This is a genomic window from Gynuella sunshinyii YC6258 (assembly GCF_000940805.1).
In the GTDB taxonomy this organism is placed as follows: Bacteria; Pseudomonadota; Gammaproteobacteria; order Pseudomonadales; family Natronospirillaceae; genus Gynuella; species Gynuella sunshinyii.
This window is the reverse complement of sequence record NZ_CP007142.1, coordinates 6,229,692-6,249,796: the sequence shown is the minus strand read 5'-3', so window position 1 is coordinate 6,249,796 and position 20,105 is coordinate 6,229,692. Positions and strand designations below refer to the sequence as shown.

The window sequence follows — 20,105 nt, the reverse complement described above, 5'->3', positions numbered from 1 at the left end:
GTTAATTGTCCGCTGGCGGTGTACTGGATGCTGTAATCATGGCACGAATACGTTCCTCCAATATGGCCGGCGCAGGAATCGGCACCAGTTTGGTTCGCATCAATGAACTGCCTTCGGCGGAGTACTGGTACTTCGACGAATAGCTGGCACTGACCGAAGAAACCCGCATCGAGGCGGAGGCGGAAAAGAATCCGACTTTACCTTTGACGCTGGCATTGACGGTGGTGCTGGAATGCTTGAAGTTGGTTTCCCGGGTCATGGAAATGGACATTTTAAGTTCGATCAGAGTATCGACAAACTGGTAAAACGTCGGTGTAAAACCAAGCTCCAGCAGGCTGTATTGATTACCATCGCCCAGCGGAATCAGCATTGTTCGCTCTGGTGTGGATGGCGGTGCCGGACTGCCGTCTTCCGGTTCCTGATCCGGTTCATACCCTGCCATCAGACGTGCAATTTTCATGGATACCAGATCCAGCTCATATTGCGCTTCGGCGACGCCAACCCCCAGGGTTTTGATCATCTCCGGGAACGGTACATTGAGTAATTCGGTTCCTACAGACATACACCATTCCTCACAGGCTATTCATCGGCTTCCAGTCGCGCGGCTTTGCGTGCAGCTTCATTTTCCATCAGATCCCGGATCCGCTGTTCCAGTACCGGTGGTGGTGGAAGAGGATTCAGTTTGGTACGTAACAAACTGGCACCTTCGGCAGAATAGGAATATTTGGAGGCATAGGTGGCATCCACTTGAGAGGTGTTCACGGTGGAGTTGTGGCCACTGCTGCGGCTGGTGCCCCAGAAACTGCGTTTGCGTCTGTAGGAGCTGGATTTGTCCGTTGATTTTTTCTGGGTGGTACGCGAATACTCGCTGGTACGGGTGATTTTAATGGCGATTTTGACTTCGATGATGGTATCGACAAACTGGTAGAACACCGGAGTGAATCCCAGTTCCATCATCGACATCCGGGTGGGAACCCTGATTTCGTCAGTCGGTTGTTTGCCTTCTGACAGTTTGGTCAGAATATCACTGAGTTTGATGACATCGGCCGATAGCGAGCCGGTCATCGCATCATCCACCAGCGCGTAGGCCTGCGCTTCCTGGACGGTCATATAGTCGTAGCCGAAGAACACCCTGCTGTCGTCGAAAGTGACATTACCTTCTTCGTCATACACGGTGGTCAGGCCGCCCATCATTTCAGCGACGTTGATGGAATTTTCATCCAATTGGTATTGTGACTCAGCAATGGCAAATGCCATTTGTCGAATCATATCTCCCATCGGGACGTTGAGTAACTCTTGTCCGATTGCTGCCATCCTGACTTCCTCCTGTTATGTGCGGAATTACAGTTATTCGATAGACTGCTCGAAATTGCGTTTTAATATTTGGGTAAATACATCGGGTGCCGGCAGTGAAACCAGCCGTGCGGCGATGGAGCTGGCACCTTCTGTAGAAACTGAAAATTTTCGTGCGTAGCTGACATCCACGGATGCGGCGGCCATGAATACGCCATAACTGACCCCGACGCTGGCACCCACGGATACGGATGTTTCGGTCGACTCGGTCATGGTAAAACTCAGTTTGGCTTCAACCGTTGCTTCGGAAAATGAATAAAAACTGGGCAGAAATCCAAGGCTCAGCAGGTTGTAGGTCTCGTCACCGATATCGACTTCGGTTTCCGCCATGACTTTTGCCAGCTCCACCGAGTTGGTATCCAGGGCGAACTGGGCCTGGGCAATGGCCAGGCCAAGCTTTTCAATAATCTGCGGCAGTGGTGCCGTGACCAGTGCCCGTGTAACGGCGATGGTTTCAGGCATTAATTATTGCTCCCGTCATTCAGGAAATTTTTGATGGTCTCAAGAAATTCCGGTGGTGCCGGAATGGACACCAGGCGGGCGGAAATGGCAGAGTTGCCCGTTACATTCATTTCAAACTGACGCGAATAGCGCACATCAAGCGAGGCACCAAACGCGACCGCCCGGTTACCACTGTTCTGCTGGGTCATATTTGAAGAACTGGAGCGGGAGAACTGTTCCGAAACGGTAATGCCTTCGGTGCTGGACAAGCTGATATTGCGACTGGACTGGGTCACCAGGGTTAACTGGTACGGGTCGCCATCACGGCTGACGGTGGTGACGTTGGCCGTTGCCGATCCCTGCAGGTGAGCTGCGGTGTTGGCGTTGATGTCGTCAGCCAGATTCTTCGCGTAGGCTTCGGGAGCGTGTTCGGCATGGCCGGCCACAGCAGCGCCACGGAAAGGAAAGTCGGTACCGTCGATGGTGACTTTTTTGCCGGCCAGATTCAGCGGCGTGGGTTTGAACAGGTAGATAAAACCGTTCTCGGAACCCGTGTCGCCGATTTTGTCCGGGCTGACACTTTGCAGGTTGGGGCCACCGGAACGCGCTTTGACAAATACCCAATACTCGCTGCGGCCAACGGTTTTGACTTCGGCCTTGCGAAAGTTGGGGTTGTCGGTGCCATCGGTATCGCCGGCATCGCGCGCCGCCTGCACGCCTTGGGACGTTGTGATGGTAATGTTTGCGGCTGGAGCACCGTTGGCAATCAGAATTGATTTTACTTCGTTAGCGCGGTTATTACCCAGTTGCACGTTGAGAGTATCGGAGCGGCTGCGGTCACCGGCGTCGTACATTTGAGTATCGGCAAAACCCTCAATGGTGACGGAGAATCCCATGCTGGCCATGGACTGCGCCAGATTACGCAGAGCGGGATATTCAGAGGCCGGCACATCATGGCGACCGGTTTCAAAATGACTGGTGTGAACCGGTGCAGTCGGGGCCACGGATATGGCGTCATAACCGACGGCCTGTACCTGATCGCGCACGTGAGTGGCCTGGGTGGCGAGGTCGCCTTGGGCGGTAGTGGATGCGGTCACGGTTGACGGATCATCATCCAGTTGATAATCGACTGCGGTGGTCTGGCCGACACGAATGATACCGGCATCGAATCCGCCGCCGAGAAAGGTAACGGTGTGCGGCGTGGTTTTGACTTCACTGGCGCTGGCATCGGTGGTAATGGTCAGTTCCGAGCCGTCCAGCTGATACAGAACCCGGTCGATACCGGTGGCGCTGTTGGTGGTCAGTGCATTTTGCAGATTACGGATACGCTCTGCCGGTGACGCGCCGCTGAGTTGAAAGTTTTGTCCACCCACGACCAGCGCGCCGCTGGACGATGAGGTGATGGCAATATTGGCAGTGCGCGTTGATGTCCGAGTGGAGGAACCACTCTCGCTACTGCTTTCGCTTTCACTGCTGTTGCTGGAGTTAGAGCTGTTGTCATTGATGGAGCCGTTGATATTGAGGCCCAGACTGAAGTCCTTCTGTACTTTCAATGATAATTGCAGAGAACAGCTGATATCGGCGTGCTGGTAGTGATAGAACGCTGGCGACAAGCCCAGATCCAGCAGTGTTTTTCCTCCGAGTCCTTCACGGGGTTCAATGAATTCCGCGATTTGCTGAACGGAGTTTTCGTCCAGTGCTTTTTGTGCCTCGGCGATGCCAAGTCCCAGGCTTTTTATGAATTCCGCGACACTGGCGTCGGCCAGCACCTGTCCAGGGGATAAACCATCGTATTCCGCCATGAGAGCCTCCGTGATGTGTTCTTGAAATGTATGTTGGCAGGCCTGGAGTTCAGGTGAGTCTGCTAACGTCCGGCATTCAGTATCAAGCCGTCACTGGGGGCCGTTTTCGGCAGCTTGAGAGATTCCAGTGAACGGGCTTTTTGTGGGTTGACCTGATCGCGTCTGACCACAAAATAATGATGTTTTTCCTGCAGCGCCTGTAACCGTGAAAGACTGACTGTCAGGTTTCGCTGTAACCATGACAACAATTCCTCGCTGAGCGGCAATACGCCTTTGCCGCCGATTTCCAGAGCGCGTAGCAGGCTGACGCGGGCGGATGTTTCATCCCCGGCTTTCAGTTCATTGACGGCCTGGCGTTCAAGCACGGATGCGTGATCTTTTTTGTGCAGCGGAATTTTGGCGCTGATCCGTTGATAGTGCTGGTCGGCATTGCGACAGAATTCAATGACTTCCTGATATGACTCGGTTTTTTCCAGACTTTCGAGCACGCACTGGGTGTAGTGGCGAAAAAATATTTCCGGAGCACGAATCGAAACCGCCATGCGAATGGCTTCCTGATAATGTCGTAGTGCGTCTTTGTGCTGATGTTTGAGCGCCAGCAATTTTCCATGTTCTGCAATGGAGAGATGCAGGACATGAACGGCACTGTCAGTGGCTGATGAGGGTTGATTTCGCATTATCGGTTTAACTCGCTAACGATGCCCAACTGATCCATGGCGTTTTGAATGACCCTGGCCTGAATTTCCGGCAGCGGGGTGGCAATATGCTGTGGCAAAGGACCATTAACCGGTGGAATGTCGAAGCTGGCCAGCAGTTCGTTCACTCTCTTCAGCATTGGTGCTTTGATGATGTTCAGTTGCAACATCTGAAAAGTGATCAGGTCGGCCTGAATGGCAATGTTGGCTTCATTGAACTGTTGCAGACAATCAATCATGTCCGCATGTGGCACGCTTTCCAACAGCGCCACTGGTGTGGCAGAGAGCACTGTATCCAGGAAATCATCCGGGATATCCGTCAGTCTGGTAATCAGTTGCTTTTGTGTCTGGTTCAGCGCTAAACCGGAACGCTGGTCGCGAGGGTCAGTCAAGGTCAGGTCATAACGGAGAAATGCCTGATTGACGATGCGCAGTTGGGCATTGGCGCGATGCCGTTGCCATATTTCCAGCAGCTGGTCGTGTGGAATGTCTGTGGCAATCAGGCCATGTTGATTGATTGTACGAATACCGCGTGTCTGCAGATCATGGTGTAAACGTTGAGTGACCACTGCCGGACAGTCGCCTAAAAACAGACTGAAAAGGCCCTGCTGCTGTGGTTGATAAATGACATCAACGGTTCCTTCCATCTGTGTTTTGAATGCCAATACAGTGGCCTGACTGACACTTCCGAGAACGGTACCGGGGGGTGTCAGCAGTAATTTTCCGGCTTCTTGTTCAGAGGTGCCAATAAATTCGGCAAGTTTCCGGCTGGCGTTAATAAACTGGTTTGCATCGGTCAGATAGACCGCCATCTCAAACAGTTCAGAACAGGCAGGCAAAGGACTCGATTGTTGTTCAAGCTTAACTTGATAACCAATACTGCTGAGCAGGTTGACCAGTTGTAAGGCAATGTGGTGTTCAATGGCATCAACCAGGACGGCCGGAGCGCGATAAAGACAACGGATGACCTCCGCCGCACTAATACCCAATCCTTTCGCCACCGCAGCAGCACTGGCAGGAGAAGCATGGCCGATGGATTCAACAACAATCCGATATTTTTCAGTGCTTTCTTGTCCTTGATGCATGATCTACCTGCCCTTGATATGGACACTGACCGGATGTTACCGAAATGGTAAGCATGGTTTTTATTTTTGTTGCAGGTAAGACTGGACCTTAATATAAAAATTCACAAGTCCTACTATAGAATGAAGCGTTTTTGCGGGAATGATTTGCGCAGTTGATAAGTTATCAATGGCTGGCTGAAATGGTTAGCATGATTTTTATTGTTATAAAAAAAGAGCGATCATATGATCGCCCTGGAAAAAATATTAATTCTCAGCCACGGCTGCTCTGATTCGTTTACGAAAAATCGGTCCAACCAGATAAGGCAGTAGCAGACCCAGCATGGCGATGGCCCAGAGAATTTTACATAACCCGCTTTGCCAGAGGATTGACCACTGACCATCGGACAGAATCATGGCATGGCCGAGATTTTTTTCCATCTCCGGACCCAGCAACATACCGAGAATAATCGGTACCAGAGGAATCTCGATCTTACGGAAAATATAGCCGGCGATGCCAAACACGATCATGAAATAAAGGTCAAAAGTACTGTGGCTGATGGAATAAATACCGACAAAGGCCACCATCATCACGCTGGGCATCAAATACATCTGTGGTACTGACAACAGCCGCACGAATACCCCGACCAGAGGAATATTCAACAGCAGCAGGATGAAGTTGCCAATCAGCAGCGCAGCGATAACCCCCCAGACCACATCCGCGTTCTGAGTAAACATGAGCGGGCCAGGGGTAATGTTCATGGAAATCAGCATGGCCAGTAACACTGCGGTGGTCCCACTGCCGGGAACGCCCAATGTCAGCATGGGTACCAGAGCTCCGGAAGAGGCAGCGTTATTACCCGCTTCCGGCGCCGCAACACCACGGCTGTCGCCATTACCGAAATCACCTTTTTTGCCGGTCACCTGTTTTTCCAATGTGTAACTGATAAAGCTGCCCAATGAGGCCCCGGCACCGGGTAATACGCCGGAAATAAATCCGAGTATGCTGCCGCGAAGAGTCGTGGGCAGAATCCAGAGCAACTCTTTCAGAGTCAGACTCAGTTTGCCGACTTTAATCATTTTGCGGCCGGAAGTCGCATGCTCTTCCAGAAAGATCAGCAGTTCCGATATGGCAAACAAACCGACAATCGCCAGGATGAAGTCAATGCCCTCATACAGTTCCAGTACCCCGAAGGTGTAACGCTGGGTGCCAGTGGAAATGTCGATACCTACCGTAGAGATCATGATGCCCAATGTGGCTGCCAGTATGGTTTTGATCGGATTTTTGCCGGTAATGCCGCCAAGGGTGGCGAAGGCCAGCACAAACAGCGCGAAATATTCTGCCGGACCAAATGTCAGTGCAAACTTTGCCAGTATCGGTGCCAGCAGGATCAGACCGATGGTACCGATCAGGCCACCCATGAACGAGGCGATGGCCGAGATCGCCAACGCATCCGAAGCTCTACCTTTGGTGGCCATGGGATAACCATCAAGACAGGTCATCATGGCCGGCTCATCACCTGGAATATTCAGCAGAATGGAAGAAATCCGACCTCCATACATGGCCCCGGCATATACCGATGTCAGCAGAATTAACGCACTGTCTGCCGGCATGCCCAGAGAAAATGCCAGGGGAATCAGGATCGCAACACCGTTGGCCGGCCCGAGGCCGGGCAATGCGCCAATCAGAGTTCCCATAAAGGCACCCATCAACGCCAGACTCAGGTTCATGGGAGTGAGTGCCACCCCGAACCCGTCAATCAAGTAATTCAAAGTGTCCATTGACTGCGTGACTCCTTACCTTAATTCCAACAGGCCATGCGGCAGGGTCAGTTCAAGGCCGTAATTAAACAAAACAAATATCACCACGGAACCGATCAAACCGGTAAAAAAAGCGTTCTTGACCGGTGCTTTCAGTAACCTGCTGAGACTGGTGACCATCATTGTGGTGGCCAGGATGAACCCCAGCGGTTCCAGCAGCATGGTATAAATGATCAGAATGGCGATCGCTATCAGGATGTCGATACCACTGCGATTGAGTGGCCAACTGAGATCCTGATCGGGCTTGATCACCAGGTAAGCGCTGGTGAGGGCAAGGATAACGCTAAGGATCAGTGGGAAGGTTTTCGGTCCGACGGCTTCAGCGCCGCCGAAGGGTTCAGGAAACTGCAGTGCACCCCAGCCGTACGCGACGGCCAGGATAAACATTAATAACCCAAATACCCGGTCATTAATAAAACTCATCTAAGCAAACCAATATCTTTTGACAGTTGTTCGATGCTGTTGACTTGTTTAAGAACAAAACTTTCGAACTCATCTTTGGATGGGTGGAACGGGATCAGGCCGTTTTTGACCATGACGTCTTTCCATTCCTGGCTGGCATAGAGTTTGTCGATGGAGTCGACCCAGAACTGTTGAGCTTCCTGGGATGCGCCGGCCGGCATATAAAAACCGCGCCAGTTTGGACCCAGGGCATCAATGCCTTGCTCTTTGGCGGTGGGGATGTTGGAAAACTTGCCAGGCAGTCTTTCTTCTGACAGTACCGCCAGTATCCGCATGTCGCCGGATTCAATAAAGCCAATGGCTTCGGAGATATCACCGGTGAAAGCGTCGACATGACCTCCAATTACCTGAGTCATGGCTTCGCCACCATTGTTGTACGACAGATAGGCGATCTTGGGCAGGTTTTTCACTCCGGCTGCTTGTGCTGCAATCAGAACTTTCAGGTGATCCCAGCCACCGTTGGCGCTGCCGCCGGCAAATTTTGCTGAACGAGGATCGGCTTTAAGCGCGTCCATCAGCTGATTGAGGTTCTGAAATTTGGAGTCTTTACCAACCCCGATGACACCATAGTCTGCACCCAGGGCGCCAACCCATTTGACCATGCCGGCATTCATGCCAGGAAACTGACGCTGAGCCAGACGAGTGGTGGTGGCTGTAGAGGCGGCAACGATCAGGTTGCTATCATCTTTACGCTTACTGACAACGTGGGCAAAGGCAACGCCACCACCGGCACCTGCCATGTTAGTGGTTTGCATGGCGCCTTTAATCATGCCCAGCTCTTCCATCACTGTCGCCACACTACGGCAAGTGAAATCCCAACCGCCGCCTGGATCTGCAGGAGCGATACATTCAATTTTACCAGAGGGCTCGAATGCCAGAGTCATTGTGGCTGTAAGTGCCAGGGCAGTAGTTGTTAATAGTTTCAGGGTATTTTTTAACATCGTTCATACTCCAGGTTTTTTTATTGTTGTGTGGCCGGTTAATGTGCCGCTCACATCCACCGGAACCGACGAAGGTTAAGATTGCGTTCAGGTAGAGTGAACATTGAGCACGTATTGGTTTTTAAAAACATTAAAAAAGTTTAGTTCATAAAGTTCACGGCGCCATCGGTCTGTTGTGAATTATTCGTGTCTCCAGAAAGGCTGGCTGCTCAGGGATTGCGATCAGACCCAGGCTGATGATGTGATCAACAATCGACGTTCTGAATCACGGCATGAGTAAATCCGCCATCCGTTCCGGTTGCTTCATTGCATGTGCCACCGAGTGCTGAGAGTGGTTGACTTGCCGTTAGCGAATGCGTGAATCCGGGTTTTGGTCAGAGCGCGACCAACACCAACGATTACCGCCGATGACGCTGAAACCACGGAGTATGAGGAACCTTGGTATACGGTACCTGATATAACGTTTCGTCTTGGTGGATGGAAGTCGGGCAGACACTGCGGCAGTATTATTCGCTTGAAAGGTGATTTCAGTGGCCGTGCACAATATTATCCACAGAGCGGGCGCAAAAATGACACTTCGAGTGCGGTGTCGGGATATCGCCCGGGTACTGGTGGCGGTTGCACCTGATAGTGATCTTACGTAACACGGAAACGGAGGACGGTTAATGACTAACAGCAAAATCGTAGTCATGGGGGTTTCTGGCTCGGGAAAAACAAAAGTAGGTCAGGCTCTGGCTGAGGTTTTGCGAGTGCCTTTTCATGATGCTGATGATTTCCACAGCAAAGCCAATGTTGAAAAAATGTCCCAGGGCATTCCTCTGACGGATCAGGACCGGGTTGAATGGTTGGCTGAACTGGCCGATTTGCTGCAGCGTCGGCAAGGGATAGTGCTGGCATGTTCGGCCTTGAAGGCCGCTTATCGCCAACGTCTGAAGCGGGATAATCCTGAGGTGGTGTTTATTTATCTTCAGGGCGAATTTGAGACCATTCTGGCACGTCTCAAGCTGCGGCAGTCTCACTATTTCAAAGGTGAAGCAATGCTGCAAAGTCAGTTTGAGGTCCTTGAACCGCCCACAGAGGAAGAGGCTCTGGTGATTAATATCAACCAGTCATTTGAGCAAGTGCTTGCCGAGTGTCTGGCGGCACTCGATCTGCAGTCCTGTTAAATTTACCCGTTCTGCTTTGGCTTTCAGAGGTCATTCCAGGTCCATGTGTCGTGTTAAACCGCACTGTCGTGCATGAAGATTAGTGTATTCATTGTGCCGGCATGTGGGGGAGGAATGGTCGAGGTGGTTGAGATTACCGCTTGCTGCGGTATCGTCTTTCCGGTCGGCCGACAGCCCCGTAGTTAATGTCGGCGATCAGTTCATCGCTACTGACCAGGTGCTCCAGGTAGCGGCGTGCAGTGGTACGACTGGCTCCGATTAACTGACCTACGTCTTCTGCGTTGAGGTCCTGTTGATTGTTGAAGACATCGCGCACTTTTTCCAATGTCAGGGAATCAATGCCTTTAGGCAGGGAATCGGGTAAACGGGTTGGTTGATCATGACCACTTAATCCGCGATTGAGCAGATTATCCAGTTCGTTCTGATCAATTGAACCGATCTGGTGTATCTGTTGGTGGTGCCGGGCATATCGTTGCAACGCCTCTTTCAGGCGCTCAAATACCAGCGGTTTCAATATGTAGTCGAAAACTCCGCCATGCAGAGCTGATTTCAGGGTGTCGATGTCTTTCGCGGCAGTGATCAGAATAACATCCGTGGCCAGACTGTCCTTGCGTAATTGCTTGAGTAAGTCGAGTCCGGAACCCGAAGGAAAGTAAATATCCAGCATCAACAGATCCGGTTTCATCACATCGATCAGGTCTTTGGCATCTTCCAGGCTATGAGCGATACCAATCAGGTCGAAGCCTTCAACCTTGTTCACAAAGCGTCGCTGTATTTCTGCAATCTGTGGGTCGTCTTCCACGACCAGTGTTCGAATCAAACTCATGCATTTACACCTGGATATGCTTTGGAATATATATGCAAAACCGACTGCCACCTATTTCTGCATTTTCGATACTGATCGTACCATGTAGCTGCACCACAAACTGCCTGACCAGATGAAGGCCATAACCGTGGCCGATTTCCATCTTGCTGGATGTTCCCTTTTCAAAGATAGCCTGTTTTTGGTCGTCAGACAGTCCTGGTCCCTGATCTTCAACTTCAAACACCAGATCATGACCAAGGTCGGTCATCGACAAGGCAATTTTACCTCCATTGCCGTATGTGCGCAGAGTGGCTTCGAGAGCATTATCGATAATGTTACCAAGAATGCTGACGATTTTTTCCCTGGGAATCGCGGCAGGTACATCGACCATGCGACTGTTTTCATCGATTTCCATAATCAGACCCAGTTCTCTGGCCCGATTATATTTTCCCAGAATACAGCCGGCGATCACAGGGTCAGGCACGTTTTCCAGTAACATCTGAATAAGTTGCTGGTGATCGTGGGTTTCCTGACCAATGAGTTTCAGGGCATCTTCAATGGCGCCGATTTCTATCAGTCCGGCAATGGTATGCAATTTGTTGGAATACTCATGTGCCTGACTGCGGAGGGTCTCGGCATATTGCTGTATCCGGGTCAGCTGGGCGCTGACAAAATCAAGTTCGTCCTTGCGCCGGAAGCTAGAGACCACACCGAATACCTTGCCTTCAGCAGACAGCAATGGCAGACGGTTGACGACGAGTGTCAGCGGACCCGTCCGAACTTCCTGGTCATATTGAGGAATGCCGGTTTTCAATACTTCCAGCATGTAGCTACCCGGCAACACATCACTGATTGGTTGGCCTAATAATCGGCTATCAGGGTCCAGCTGCAGGGTGCTCATGGCAGCTCGATTAAAAGTGGTAATTTTGCCGTTGATATCAATTGCGATAATGCCTTCGCGAATGGATTCCAGGGTGGCATCCCGCTCTTTATAAAGGTGGGCGATTTCCACCGGCTCCAGTCCCAGAATCGCCTGTTTAAAATGTCGTGCGAACATAATGGCAATCGTCACGCTGAGCAGCAGACTCAGAGTGATGACGGCTAAAATAGTGTTACGGTAGGCTGCAACGGTATCGAAAACAGTATTCAGCAGCAGACCAACTGAGACGATGCCAATGATATTTTCACCGCTGCTATCGTAGATCGGCGTTTTGCCGCGCATGGTGGCACCGAGGCTGCCATCGGCGCGAACGATCATGTCGTGACCATAATTGAGCGCCTGGGCATTATCATCCTGATCGTCATCCAGCATGGACTTGCCTACCCGGTCCGGTGTTGGATGGGCAAGGCGGATTCCGTTTTTGTCGCCGATGACGACAAACCAGGCCTGGGTTTCGTCTGCCACCCGCTGTGCAACAGGTACCAGGGTTTGAGAATCCTGCTGTTCCACTGCACGAATAATTTCCGGCATGGCGGCGACGGTCTTGGCAATGTACAAGGCGCGCTGTCCCATTTGTTCTTCAAGTGCGGAGCTCAGATATAAAACGGTAAAACCGCCGATCAGTCCCGTTTGCAGAAATGCTGTGGCACCGAGCATGATAATCATCTGACTTTGTAATTTAAGTTGTTTAAAGCGTTGACTGACAACCATTAACATCAGTGAATGATCTCCTGCTGAGAAATACCGGGCACCGTCGATTGTTTTGCCTGTGTGGGCAAGATAGTCGGGTCAATATATATGCTTAAGTATGAAGTGCAAAGAGGATGCTGATGTGGATCGGGCCGGATGAACATCCAGCCCGGTTGATTTGATTGCGTGGCTTCAGGTCGGATCTTTGGTGAGATCCTGCTGCAGGGTTTCCAGTTCATCGTGAAGGCTCAGCCAGGTTTGTTCCAGAGTTTCGATTTCGTTATCGAGAAACTTTTTTTGGTCCAGTAATTCAATCAGAGTGGCCTTTTGATCATCACGGTACAGCTTACTGTCAGACAGCTGTTGTTCCAGTTCAGAGTTCTGTTGCTGATACTGATTCAGTTGTTGTTCGGTTTTCTCAATCTGTTTTTTTATCGGGCTTAACTGCTGACGAATCGCTGCTTCTCTGCGTTTGCGGGCTTGTGCGTCTGCTGCGGATTTGTTTTCTGTTCTGATTTCAGCGACGACCTCATTTTTGGGATTGCCGGAGTGGTTGCGATAATAATCTTCCAATTCATTGTCGAAGCTGGTGACACAACCATTGGCGACCACCCAGAACTGATCCACCGTATTACGCAACAGATAACGGTCGTGGGAAATCAGGACGACAGCGCCTTGGAATGACTGCAGTGCCATGGTCAGTGCATGTCGCATTTCCAGATCGAGGTGGTTGGTGGGTTCGTCGAGTAACAGCAGGTTGGGTCGATACCAGGAAACGGTGGCCAGACTCAGTCGGGCCTTTTCTCCACCGGAGAAGTTGCTGATAGGTGCATCGACTTTGTCTCCCTGAAAACCAAATCCGCCCAGATAATTTTTCAGCTCCTGCTGATGAGTATCGGGCGCGAGACGACGAAAATGACTGAGAGGCGAATCATCTGCACGCAAGGCTTCCAGTTGATGCTGGGCGAAATAGCCAACGGCAAGATTCTGTCCTCGATATTCATCACCACTGATTTTTCTGAGCTCGTGAGCCAGAAACTTGATCAGTGTGGATTTCCCTGCACCGTTCACACCAAGCAGGCCTATCCGGTCACCCGGACTGATCATCAGGTTTATGTTTTCCAGAATGGGGGTGTCCTGATAACCAATGTTCAGATTATCAATCCGAATAAGTGGGTCAGAGGTTTTGTCTGCTTCGCGGAAATGAAAGTTGAACGGGCTGTCAATGTGTGCCGGTGCAATCAATTCCATACGCTCCAGTTCTTTTACCCGGCTCTGGGCCTGACGGGCTTTGCTGGCTTTGGCTTTGAAGCGGGTTACAAAGGACTGGATCTCCTGAATTCGCTGCTGTTGCTTCTCATATGCTGACTGCTGCTGCACCAGACGCTGCGCCTTGGTGATTTCATAAGTATCATAATTGCCGTTATACAGCTGTAAGGTCTGGGCTTCGAAACTGACAATGTGATCGGCCACGTTGTTAATAAATTCCTTATCGTGGGATACGAATAACAATGTACCTTGATAAGCATTCAGCCATTTCTCCAGCCATATACAGGCTTCCATATCCAGGTGGTTGGTCGGTTCGTCAAGCAGCAGTAGATCCGATGGCACCATCAGTGCCCGTGCCAGATTCAAACGGATACGCCAACCACCGGAAAATGAATTGACTGGATTACTGAACTGGTGGGGCTGAAAGCCAAGACCGGAGAGTAATCTTTCAGCCTGACTGGGACATTCGTAGCCACGGATGTCATCGAACGCGGCAAGTGCCTTGGAGAGCGTTTGCGGGTTCTGAGTATCATCATGGATAACAGCTTCCAGGCGTCGATATTCGGTGTGTCCATCCAGCACGTAGTCGAGTGCAGATCGGTGACTGTCCGAAATTTCCTGAGCCATATGCGCCACACGCCAGACACTTGGAATGGAACATTCGCCGCTGTCGGCGGTCAGACCATTCAGCAACAGAGAGAAGAAACTGGACTTACCGCAGCCATTGGCACCAATCAGGGCAATTTTCCAGCCATCGTGAAGTTGTACAGAAGTGTGATCCAGCAGTCGGGTGGCACCCTGATACATGCTGAGGTCTTTTATATGAATCATGAATTGATTAGCGTATATGATGAGTTTTGGTCGCGGATTTTAGCAGGTTATTCAGCGGGCAGGTATTTCTGCTTGTGAATTGCTCTTTTGCGTGACAGGGGGATATTGTTGAGAACCAATTCTAAGCGCGTCCAGCGCTGGGAAATATCCTAAACGACCAGTGAGGTATGCAAACATGAGTCGACCATTCTGGCTGTTGAGAAAAGTTTCGTGCTAATGAATTTTCAGTGGGAGCAGGCATCTATGTCCGGGAATAATCAGGAGCAGGCCTGGAAAGATATTTGTGCAATGTATCAGCAGGATGGTGTGTCCGAGCGCCTGCTGCAATGGCAGCATCAACGGGATCTTGATGTGGTGCGTATGTTATTGGCTGTGTGGCTGTACACACATGAACAGGCTGTGAGTCCTCTGACTGAAGAATGTCGGCAGCTTTACCAGACGGTCATCAAACCCTGGCGACAGATTCGTACCGGTGTGCGGGAGATGTCTGCATTCAAAGGATTTTATCGTCGGCTGCTGCAACTGGAGCTACAACTGGAACGGGCGTATTTCGATGAACTTTGGCGTGTTGTATCGATCAGTCCAGACAGAGAGGAAGACGCATCGTTGTCGCTGCTGTTGAACAGGCTGGGATGCAATGATGTGTTGTCAGCGCTAGAGCTGGAATGGTTGATTCAGCAGGGATATAGCATCAAAGAAAAAGAGGGCTGAACAGCCCTCTTTGACGGAATGAAAACCTTATGCGTCTTCTTCTGGATTGAACAGACTGCGATTTTCACCAACTTCCGGTACGGTAGTCACTACTTCTGAAGCAGGTTCCTGAGGCATGGGAGTGGAGACTGGTTCTGCTGCTGGTTTAACCGCTTCTTTCTTGGCAGGTGCTTTTTTTACGGCAGCTTTTTTAGCCGGTACTTTTTTAGTAGCTGCTTTTTTCTCTGCGGGTTTCTTGGCGGCGGCCTTTTTAGTCGCTGCTTTGGCTTTTTTGGGAGCTGCGGTTTTTGCTACAGGTGCTTCTGCGCTGTCTTTGGTGGCTTTAGCGGCTTTTGGTTTTGCCTTGGTTTTCGCTTTTGCCTTCACTTTGCTTTTTTTGGCTTTGGCTTTTTCAACGACTGCTTTTTTCTTGTTGAACTCTTTGACTGCGGCATCAACCACTTTCTTCAGAGCATTCTCTTCTTTTGCCTGATCTGCAAGCGCGCTTAACTCTTCTTTCGCAGCAGCCAGAGCTGCTTTGGCGGCAGAGGCTGCAGCAGAGGCTGCCTGTTTTTGTTCAACGGCTTTGGCTTTGGCAGCAGTGGACTTGGCTTTAGCCGCTTTCTGGGTAGCTGTTACTGCTTTTTTAGTGGCAGCGTCGGCAGCCTTTTTCGCTTTCTCGAACGCTTTTTCTGCGTCGGCAACCAGGCTTGCTTTTGCTTTCTCCAGTTGAGCTTGCAATTTGGAGATTTCTGCTTCTAGCTTCTCAACAGGGGAAACAGCTGCGCTTTTAGGCTTTGCGACAACAGCTTTTTTAGCAGCAACTTTTTTGGCAGTGGCTGTTTTCTTTACGGGGGTTTTTTTTACGGCTTTTTTAGGCGCTGCTACTTTTTTCTTGGCTGGCGCTTTTTTCTTAGCTGCTGGCATTAGGAGTTACCTCATTAGTTAAACTGCTACTTTCATTATAGAGTCTGTTTTAGGCTGATTTATTGATTAAAGTGAATCAGAATTGACCGCTAAACAGGATGTGCAATGAATAGCCAGTCACAATTAAAGTGTCAATGGTTTTTTTGGGTTTGTACTGAAAAAAACCTAAATATTCAGGCCAATATGATTAAAGTCATCCACTTTGATCCGGAATGTGATCCTCTAGCCATTGCATTAACGGTGACCATTCTCTTTCATCTGATTTTTGCCGGTTTTTCAAATCATGGATTCCCACACCATATTCAGATGCACGGATATAAAACTGAGTATCACGCAGGGTCGCAATAAAGGGGATTTTCAAGCTGTTTAAAAACAACTTCAGTTTTGCATATACCAGTGTATTGCGCTTCACTCTGTTTGCTACGGCGCCGATATGTTTGGGCTTGCTTCTGAATGCCGGGCTCAATAACACATCTTTGATGAATTGTGTTGTTGCTCTGATATCGATAGGAGAGGGGGTGACAGGTACCAGGATGAGATCTGCCTCTCTGATCAGATCGTTTAATAGAGGGCCATTTATGCCACTAGGTGTATCAATAATAATTCTATTGGTATTGATGGGAAGGCTTCGGAGTTGCCAGGTGCGGGTTACTTGTCCTGGAGTTTTTTGATAAGCCGCCACACCATGGATTTCAGGTTGATCGGACTGCCGCACCCGGAGCCACTGCATACAGGAGCCCTGTGGATCGAAATCAAGCAGGCAGGTATTCAGATTGCTGGAAGCGTAACGGCTGGCGATGTTGGTGGCGATAGTTGTTTTGCCACAGCCGCCTTTGGCGTTGGCAATCAGAATTCGTACCGGCTGGGATTTGGAAATAACCCGGGGCTGAGATCGCATATCGTTAATATGAGATTCTTTACTGGAATGCTGCTCTGACAACGGAGTCACCACATTTGAGTAAGTTTGCGTCGAAAACTTTATACCTATGCTATCAGTACTAGCAGAACAGATACAGTTTTGCATAATTTATCTCAGCATAGTCAAAAATAATCCCGAGTAAGCGTTTACATCTGACGGAGAGGTTGCGTGGCTTTGCGGCAACTCATCCGTGGTTTTTTAAAATCACCAGTGTGAAAATTGTTACGGGGGTAATGATTTTCCTGTTGCTATTATCTCAATAACAGAAACAGGTAGCCGTCTGAAGAGGTAGCCAGAAAATTTTCTCCGGCAGGTGCAAGGTCGTAAATGAATGAGCTGCTATATTGCTTTTTACCGGTTTGAGGGAGTTTCCAGGATTTGATTTGCTTGCCTGATTTGATGTCCCAGAGCTGTACCAGACGATTATTGTTGCCGGTTATGATTTCCTTATCTTCTGAGACAAACCTGGCAGCGTTTAGTGTTTGATTACCGGTACTCAGTTGTTGAATCAGTTTGCCGGTATGTACATCCCAGACATTGGCTTTTTCACGATTTGAAGCGGTGAAGGCGAACTCGCCACCCGGAGCCAGTTTCACCAGTCTTACCGTATTGTTGTGTGGCCATAATGCACGCTGTTGTCCTGTATTGATGTCCCAGACTCTGGCGGTATGGTCTTCAGAACCGGTGAGTGCAGTCAGGCCATCTGCACTCAGAGAAACGCTCCTGATCGGGCCATCATGCCGAAACTCACGAATCGTTCCGCCGTGAACAGCATCAAACAGACTGGCTCTGAAGTTTGCCATGCCCAGAAAGACAAATTTGCCACCATTGGTGATTTCTGCATCCAGTACATCGTCTGGAGCGCTCCAGTATCCCTGTGCTTTACCTGATTTGGTACTCCAGATAACCATATCGCGTTCTTCAATGGTCAATGCAAACTGTTGATCCGGTGAAATGGCTGTTGTCAGCACTTCAGTGAAGTTACCCTGCTTGTGGTTCCAGTTATACAGACGAGCATACTGGCGGGTGTCCCACAGACTGGCACCATGAAAAATGGAGGCTATCAGCAGGTAGCTGCCATCTGCGGAAATGCTGGCATCGTAACTACCCTGTAAGGCCATTTGCCATTGACGGGCGGGTTTGTCGGGTATCTGGCACGCTGTCAGTGCAAGACAGATCAAAAGGTATGCGGGCCTGAACATGCTGCTCTTTAAGTTAGGATGACGATGATGTTGGTGTTCATTGAAATATTGTAGCTGCCTCAGTGTCCTAATGCTCATTGAAATGATGGAGAATACTGTTGTGCCAATGGTATAGGGCTGCAAAGCAATCAAGACATATGGATATTCGGATGAAAAGGGAAAGGTAAAAACGCAGGAGGGAGTAGCACTTAACTACTCCGTTTGAATCATGACTCAGGCTGTTTTTTCACGATGAACTTCGTGTAACTGCTCTATTAACTGGTCTTCCAGTTGAAAACGGTTTTCCAGGGCTTCACCCAGCTTTGACAGATCAGAACTTAACGATGCTCGGTTTTGGCGACACAGTTCCTCTGTCGCATATTTATCGGCAAAGTCCAGGTTTTCCTGGGTGTTTTTTTGCAACTCCGGGTACACACGATCATACAGGGTTCTACCATCATCGTTGTACTGGTCAGCCTGTTTCAATAGTTTTTCGTACACTTCGAAGTGCCCGGCAGAAACATAGTCAATGAGAATATCGCAGAAAGACTGGATCTTTGAAGTCACCGATGTCGGTGTGGATTGGAACTCCTCCAGACCTTCAATGGAACAAAACCTGACCAACAGTTCCTGGCGTTCGTTCAGCCATCTGTCGATGACATCGTTAACGCCACCCCAGCGTTCTTTTGCATTAGTGATTTGTTGCAACATAATGGCATTATCCTACGAGTCTGCTCACACACTGTCCGTGCACTTATTCTGTCAGTGTGTCGTTAAATAAAGTAAGCATCTTCAGGTTGTTGATCAAACCTTCGGTTGTCGGGCGCTGTTGTTATATTTGCGGCCCGTCAGTTTCCAACAACCTGTCTATGTCACCTGCTTGTAATATAGGTAAGTTTACACCAAACGGCAAAGCAAGCATTACCGAAAGCTTCGAAAAGGGATTAACCTTTCCGGGTAAAGTCACCTTTGATCAGTTGCAGTAACTGGAACATCATCAGAATGATAAATACTGTGAGAGTCCATCCCGGAATCGTCAGACCCAGCAGACTCCACTGGATGTCAGCACACTCCCCACTTCCTTTCAATACTGTGTTAATCACTTGTTGCAATGGAAAATTTTGCATCATGTAGGCAAGGTCTGGACCGCAGGCGGGTACCTGGTCAGGTGGCAGTCCCTGAATCCAGACGTGTCTTGCAGCGATGAACGCACCAAAACCTGTAGGGATGAGGCCAAGCAGTGCATAAATTCTGGTTCCTGTATTGGCGGGTTTGTGCAGTCCGGCAATCAGGAATATTGCACCGGCTCCTATCATGCCGACCCGTTGGAAAATGCACAGCGGGCATGCCGTCAGACCCAGGTATCCCTGGAAATAGAACAAGGCGGTTGCCATTGCAACGACGGTGACGAGAAAGGCCAATAAATTGAGAGTACGAATATTCCAGAGCATATGGTTCCTAGGTTCTTATCAGTTAACAATTTGAGGGTAATGTTTCACTGTTTGTTGGAATCTGCAACGAATGCCTGCCCATTCCTATCGTGGATCAGCACGTCAATATTGATTCCGTTCAGGGGTGGACAATACGATTAATCATTCGTCCAGAGGGCTCTATGCGTGAAGACAGATCTTCAACAATCGGCCGGTTATGTTACGCGAAAACGGAAAAACCAGCTAAGATAGTTACTGTTATTTACAGAAAATCGTGATTTGGAATGGGTATTTGTAGACAATTTTCTCTGATTTTGTTGCTGCTGATCTCGGGCCTGACCAGTGCATCCACGTTCGTGGACTTGCAACCAGCTTTTATTGTGAACTACAACGATGGTAAACGGCTGCACTATCTCAAGGTGGAGATTACCCTGCAGACGACTGATGATGATATGGCCAGTTCAGAAATTACCTATCATGCTGATTATTTGCGGCATAAATTGATTATGCTGTTAAGCAGCCAGAAGGCAGATAATTTTTCGACCATAGAAGGTAAGGAAAAAATAAAAGAAGAGGCGTTGGTCAGCTTACAGGAAGTTATGGTTCAGGAAACTGGAAAGCCCATGATCGACAAGGTGCTGTTTACCAGTTTTGTGGTTCAATAACCACCTTATGTAATCC

Annotated in this window: 20 protein-coding genes; 3 read left to right on the top strand and 17 right to left on the bottom strand. The window is 49.6% G+C overall.

Features of this window, described 5'->3' with window-relative positions; all coding sequences use genetic code 11:
- Nucleotide 1: 1 nt before the first annotated feature.
- The 9 genes from YC6258_RS25820 to YC6258_RS25780 form a co-directional block, all read right to left on the bottom strand.
- A complete protein-coding gene (locus YC6258_RS25820) occupies nt 2-562 on the bottom strand; it encodes a hypothetical protein (protein ID WP_044619423.1) in 561 nt (186 codons plus the stop codon).
- 17 nt (nt 563-579) lie between these two features.
- Nucleotides 580-1,314 (bottom strand): hypothetical protein, encoded by a 735-nt coding sequence (locus YC6258_RS25815; RefSeq protein ID WP_044619422.1) that lies wholly within the window; start codon nt 1,312-1,314, stop codon nt 580-582.
- Between the two features lie 33 nt (nt 1,315-1,347).
- Nucleotides 1,348-1,815, bottom strand: a complete 468-nt coding sequence (locus YC6258_RS25810; RefSeq protein ID WP_044619421.1) for a hypothetical protein — start codon at nt 1,813-1,815, stop codon at nt 1,348-1,350.
- Complete coding sequence (locus tag YC6258_RS25805; protein ID WP_044619420.1) at nt 1,815-3,596, bottom strand: OmpA family protein; 1,782 nt, start codon at nt 3,594-3,596, stop codon at nt 1,815-1,817. The genes YC6258_RS25810 and YC6258_RS25805 overlap by 1 nt, the downstream gene beginning before the upstream one ends.
- Before the next feature lie 62 nt (nt 3,597-3,658).
- A complete protein-coding gene (locus YC6258_RS25800) occupies nt 3,659-4,273 on the bottom strand; it encodes a hypothetical protein (RefSeq protein WP_044619419.1) in 615 nt (204 codons plus the stop codon).
- The gene (locus YC6258_RS25795; RefSeq protein WP_044619418.1) at nt 4,273-5,376 is read right to left on the bottom strand and encodes a hypothetical protein; all 1,104 of its coding nucleotides are present in this window, start codon (nt 5,374-5,376) and stop codon (nt 4,273-4,275) included. Before YC6258_RS25795 ends, YC6258_RS25800 begins: the two co-directional genes overlap by 1 nt.
- 243 nt (nt 5,377-5,619) lie before the next feature.
- Complete coding sequence (locus YC6258_RS25790; protein ID WP_044619417.1) at nt 5,620-7,134, bottom strand: tripartite tricarboxylate transporter permease; 1,515 nt, start codon at nt 7,132-7,134, stop codon at nt 5,620-5,622.
- 15 nt (nt 7,135-7,149) lie between these two features.
- Nucleotides 7,150-7,596 carry a tripartite tricarboxylate transporter TctB family protein gene (locus YC6258_RS25785; protein ID WP_044619416.1) on the bottom strand — a complete coding sequence of 149 codons (447 nt, stop codon included), beginning with the start codon at nt 7,594-7,596 and terminating at the stop codon, nt 7,150-7,152.
- Nucleotides 7,593-8,576, bottom strand: a complete 984-nt coding sequence (locus tag YC6258_RS25780) for a Bug family tripartite tricarboxylate transporter substrate binding protein (protein ID WP_044619415.1) — start codon at nt 8,574-8,576, stop codon at nt 7,593-7,595. The genes YC6258_RS25785 and YC6258_RS25780 overlap by 4 nt, the downstream gene beginning before the upstream one ends.
- A 665-nt stretch (nt 8,577-9,241) precedes the next feature.
- Here YC6258_RS25780 and YC6258_RS25775 point away from each other — a divergent pair.
- The gene (locus tag YC6258_RS25775) at nt 9,242-9,742 is read left to right on the top strand and encodes a gluconokinase (protein WP_044619414.1); all 501 of its coding nucleotides are present in this window, start codon (nt 9,242-9,244) and stop codon (nt 9,740-9,742) included.
- A 133-nt stretch (nt 9,743-9,875) separates the two neighbouring features.
- Here YC6258_RS25775 and YC6258_RS25770 read toward each other — a convergent pair whose 3' ends face one another.
- From YC6258_RS25770 to YC6258_RS25760, 3 genes are all read right to left on the bottom strand, one after another.
- Nucleotides 9,876-10,568 carry a response regulator gene (locus YC6258_RS25770; protein WP_044619413.1) on the bottom strand — a complete coding sequence of 231 codons (693 nt, stop codon included), beginning with the start codon at nt 10,566-10,568 and terminating at the stop codon, nt 9,876-9,878.
- 4 nt (nt 10,569-10,572) lie between these two features.
- A complete protein-coding gene (locus YC6258_RS25765) occupies nt 10,573-12,204 on the bottom strand; it encodes an ATP-binding protein (protein WP_245626991.1) in 1,632 nt (543 codons plus the stop codon).
- 165 nt (nt 12,205-12,369) lie between these two features.
- Nucleotides 12,370-14,277, bottom strand: coding sequence for an ATP-binding cassette domain-containing protein (locus YC6258_RS25760; RefSeq protein ID WP_044619412.1), 1,908 nt, complete (start codon nt 14,275-14,277; stop codon nt 12,370-12,372).
- A gap of 243 nt (nt 14,278-14,520) precedes the next feature.
- On the opposite strand from YC6258_RS25760, the gene YC6258_RS25755 reads away from it, so the two are divergent.
- Nucleotides 14,521-14,988 (top strand): DUF2390 domain-containing protein, encoded by a 468-nt coding sequence (locus tag YC6258_RS25755; RefSeq protein WP_169749030.1) that lies wholly within the window; start codon nt 14,521-14,523, stop codon nt 14,986-14,988.
- Nucleotides 14,989-15,015: 27 nt separating this feature from the next.
- Here YC6258_RS25755 and YC6258_RS27770 read toward each other — a convergent pair whose 3' ends face one another.
- The 5 genes from YC6258_RS27770 to YC6258_RS25730 all read right to left on the bottom strand — a co-directional run bounded on the left by YC6258_RS27770 (nt 15,016) and on the right by YC6258_RS25730 (nt 19,445).
- Nucleotides 15,016-15,894: a hypothetical protein gene (locus tag YC6258_RS27770; RefSeq protein ID WP_052830587.1), complete on the bottom strand. Its 879-nt coding sequence runs from the start codon at nt 15,892-15,894 to the stop codon at nt 15,016-15,018.
- Nucleotides 15,895-16,087: 193 nt separating this feature from the next.
- The gene (locus tag YC6258_RS25745; RefSeq protein ID WP_044620435.1) at nt 16,088-16,792 is read right to left on the bottom strand and encodes a ParA family protein; all 705 of its coding nucleotides are present in this window, start codon (nt 16,790-16,792) and stop codon (nt 16,088-16,090) included.
- Between the two features lie 272 nt (nt 16,793-17,064).
- The gene (locus YC6258_RS25740; RefSeq protein ID WP_052830586.1) at nt 17,065-18,015 is read right to left on the bottom strand and encodes a WD40 repeat domain-containing protein; all 951 of its coding nucleotides are present in this window, start codon (nt 18,013-18,015) and stop codon (nt 17,065-17,067) included.
- 213 nt (nt 18,016-18,228) lie between these two features.
- Nucleotides 18,229-18,705, bottom strand: coding sequence for an Rsd/AlgQ family anti-sigma factor (locus YC6258_RS25735; protein ID WP_044619410.1), 477 nt, complete (start codon nt 18,703-18,705; stop codon nt 18,229-18,231).
- A gap of 233 nt (nt 18,706-18,938) precedes the next feature.
- Entirely contained in the window at nt 18,939-19,445 is a 507-nt protein-coding gene (locus YC6258_RS25730) for a disulfide bond formation protein B (RefSeq protein ID WP_044619409.1), read from the bottom strand.
- 263 nt (nt 19,446-19,708) lie between these two features.
- On the opposite strand from YC6258_RS25730, the gene YC6258_RS25725 reads away from it, so the two are divergent.
- On the top strand, nt 19,709-20,089 hold the full coding sequence (locus tag YC6258_RS25725; protein WP_052830585.1) for a flagellar basal body-associated FliL family protein: 381 nt from the start codon (nt 19,709-19,711) through the stop codon (nt 20,087-20,089).
- Nucleotides 20,090-20,105 lie beyond the last annotated feature (16 nt).

Coding starts and splice junctions, on each gene's coding strand:
- YC6258_RS25820 (WP_044619423.1), bottom strand. CDS start 562: ATGTCTGTAGGAACCGAATTACTCAATGTACCGTTCCCGGAGATGATC.
- YC6258_RS25815 (WP_044619422.1), bottom strand. CDS start 1,314: ATGGCAGCAATCGGACAAGAGTTACTCAACGTCCCGATGGGAGATATG.
- YC6258_RS25810 (WP_044619421.1), bottom strand. CDS start 1,815: ATGCCTGAAACCATCGCCGTTACACGGGCACTGGTCACGGCACCACTG.
- YC6258_RS25805 (WP_044619420.1), bottom strand. CDS start 3,596: ATGGCGGAATACGATGGTTTATCCCCTGGACAGGTGCTGGCCGACGCC.
- YC6258_RS25800 (WP_044619419.1), bottom strand. CDS start 4,273: ATGCGAAATCAACCCTCATCAGCCACTGACAGTGCCGTTCATGTCCTG.
- YC6258_RS25795 (WP_044619418.1), bottom strand. CDS start 5,376: ATGCATCAAGGACAAGAAAGCACTGAAAAATATCGGATTGTTGTTGAA.
- YC6258_RS25790 (WP_044619417.1), bottom strand. CDS start 7,134: ATGGACACTTTGAATTACTTGATTGACGGGTTCGGGGTGGCACTCACT.
- YC6258_RS25785 (WP_044619416.1), bottom strand. CDS start 7,596: ATGAGTTTTATTAATGACCGGGTATTTGGGTTATTAATGTTTATCCTG.
- YC6258_RS25780 (WP_044619415.1), bottom strand. CDS start 8,576: ATGTTAAAAAATACCCTGAAACTATTAACAACTACTGCCCTGGCACTT.
- YC6258_RS25775 (WP_044619414.1), top strand. CDS start 9,242: ATGACTAACAGCAAAATCGTAGTCATGGGGGTTTCTGGCTCGGGAAAA.
- YC6258_RS25770 (WP_044619413.1), bottom strand. CDS start 10,568: ATGAGTTTGATTCGAACACTGGTCGTGGAAGACGACCCACAGATTGCA.
- YC6258_RS25765 (WP_245626991.1), bottom strand. CDS start 12,204: ATGTTAATGGTTGTCAGTCAACGCTTTAAACAACTTAAATTACAAAGT.
- YC6258_RS25760 (WP_044619412.1), bottom strand. CDS start 14,277: ATGATTCATATAAAAGACCTCAGCATGTATCAGGGTGCCACCCGACTG.
- YC6258_RS25755 (WP_169749030.1), top strand. CDS start 14,521: ATGTCCGGGAATAATCAGGAGCAGGCCTGGAAAGATATTTGTGCAATG.
- YC6258_RS27770 (WP_052830587.1), bottom strand. CDS start 15,894: ATGCCAGCAGCTAAGAAAAAAGCGCCAGCCAAGAAAAAAGTAGCAGCG.
- YC6258_RS25745 (WP_044620435.1), bottom strand. CDS start 16,792: ATGCGATCTCAGCCCCGGGTTATTTCCAAATCCCAGCCGGTACGAATT.
- YC6258_RS25740 (WP_052830586.1), bottom strand. CDS start 18,015: ATGTTCAGGCCCGCATACCTTTTGATCTGTCTTGCACTGACAGCGTGC.
- YC6258_RS25735 (WP_044619410.1), bottom strand. CDS start 18,705: ATGTTGCAACAAATCACTAATGCAAAAGAACGCTGGGGTGGCGTTAAC.
- YC6258_RS25730 (WP_044619409.1), bottom strand. CDS start 19,445: ATGCTCTGGAATATTCGTACTCTCAATTTATTGGCCTTTCTCGTCACC.
- YC6258_RS25725 (WP_052830585.1), top strand. CDS start 19,709: ATGGGTATTTGTAGACAATTTTCTCTGATTTTGTTGCTGCTGATCTCG.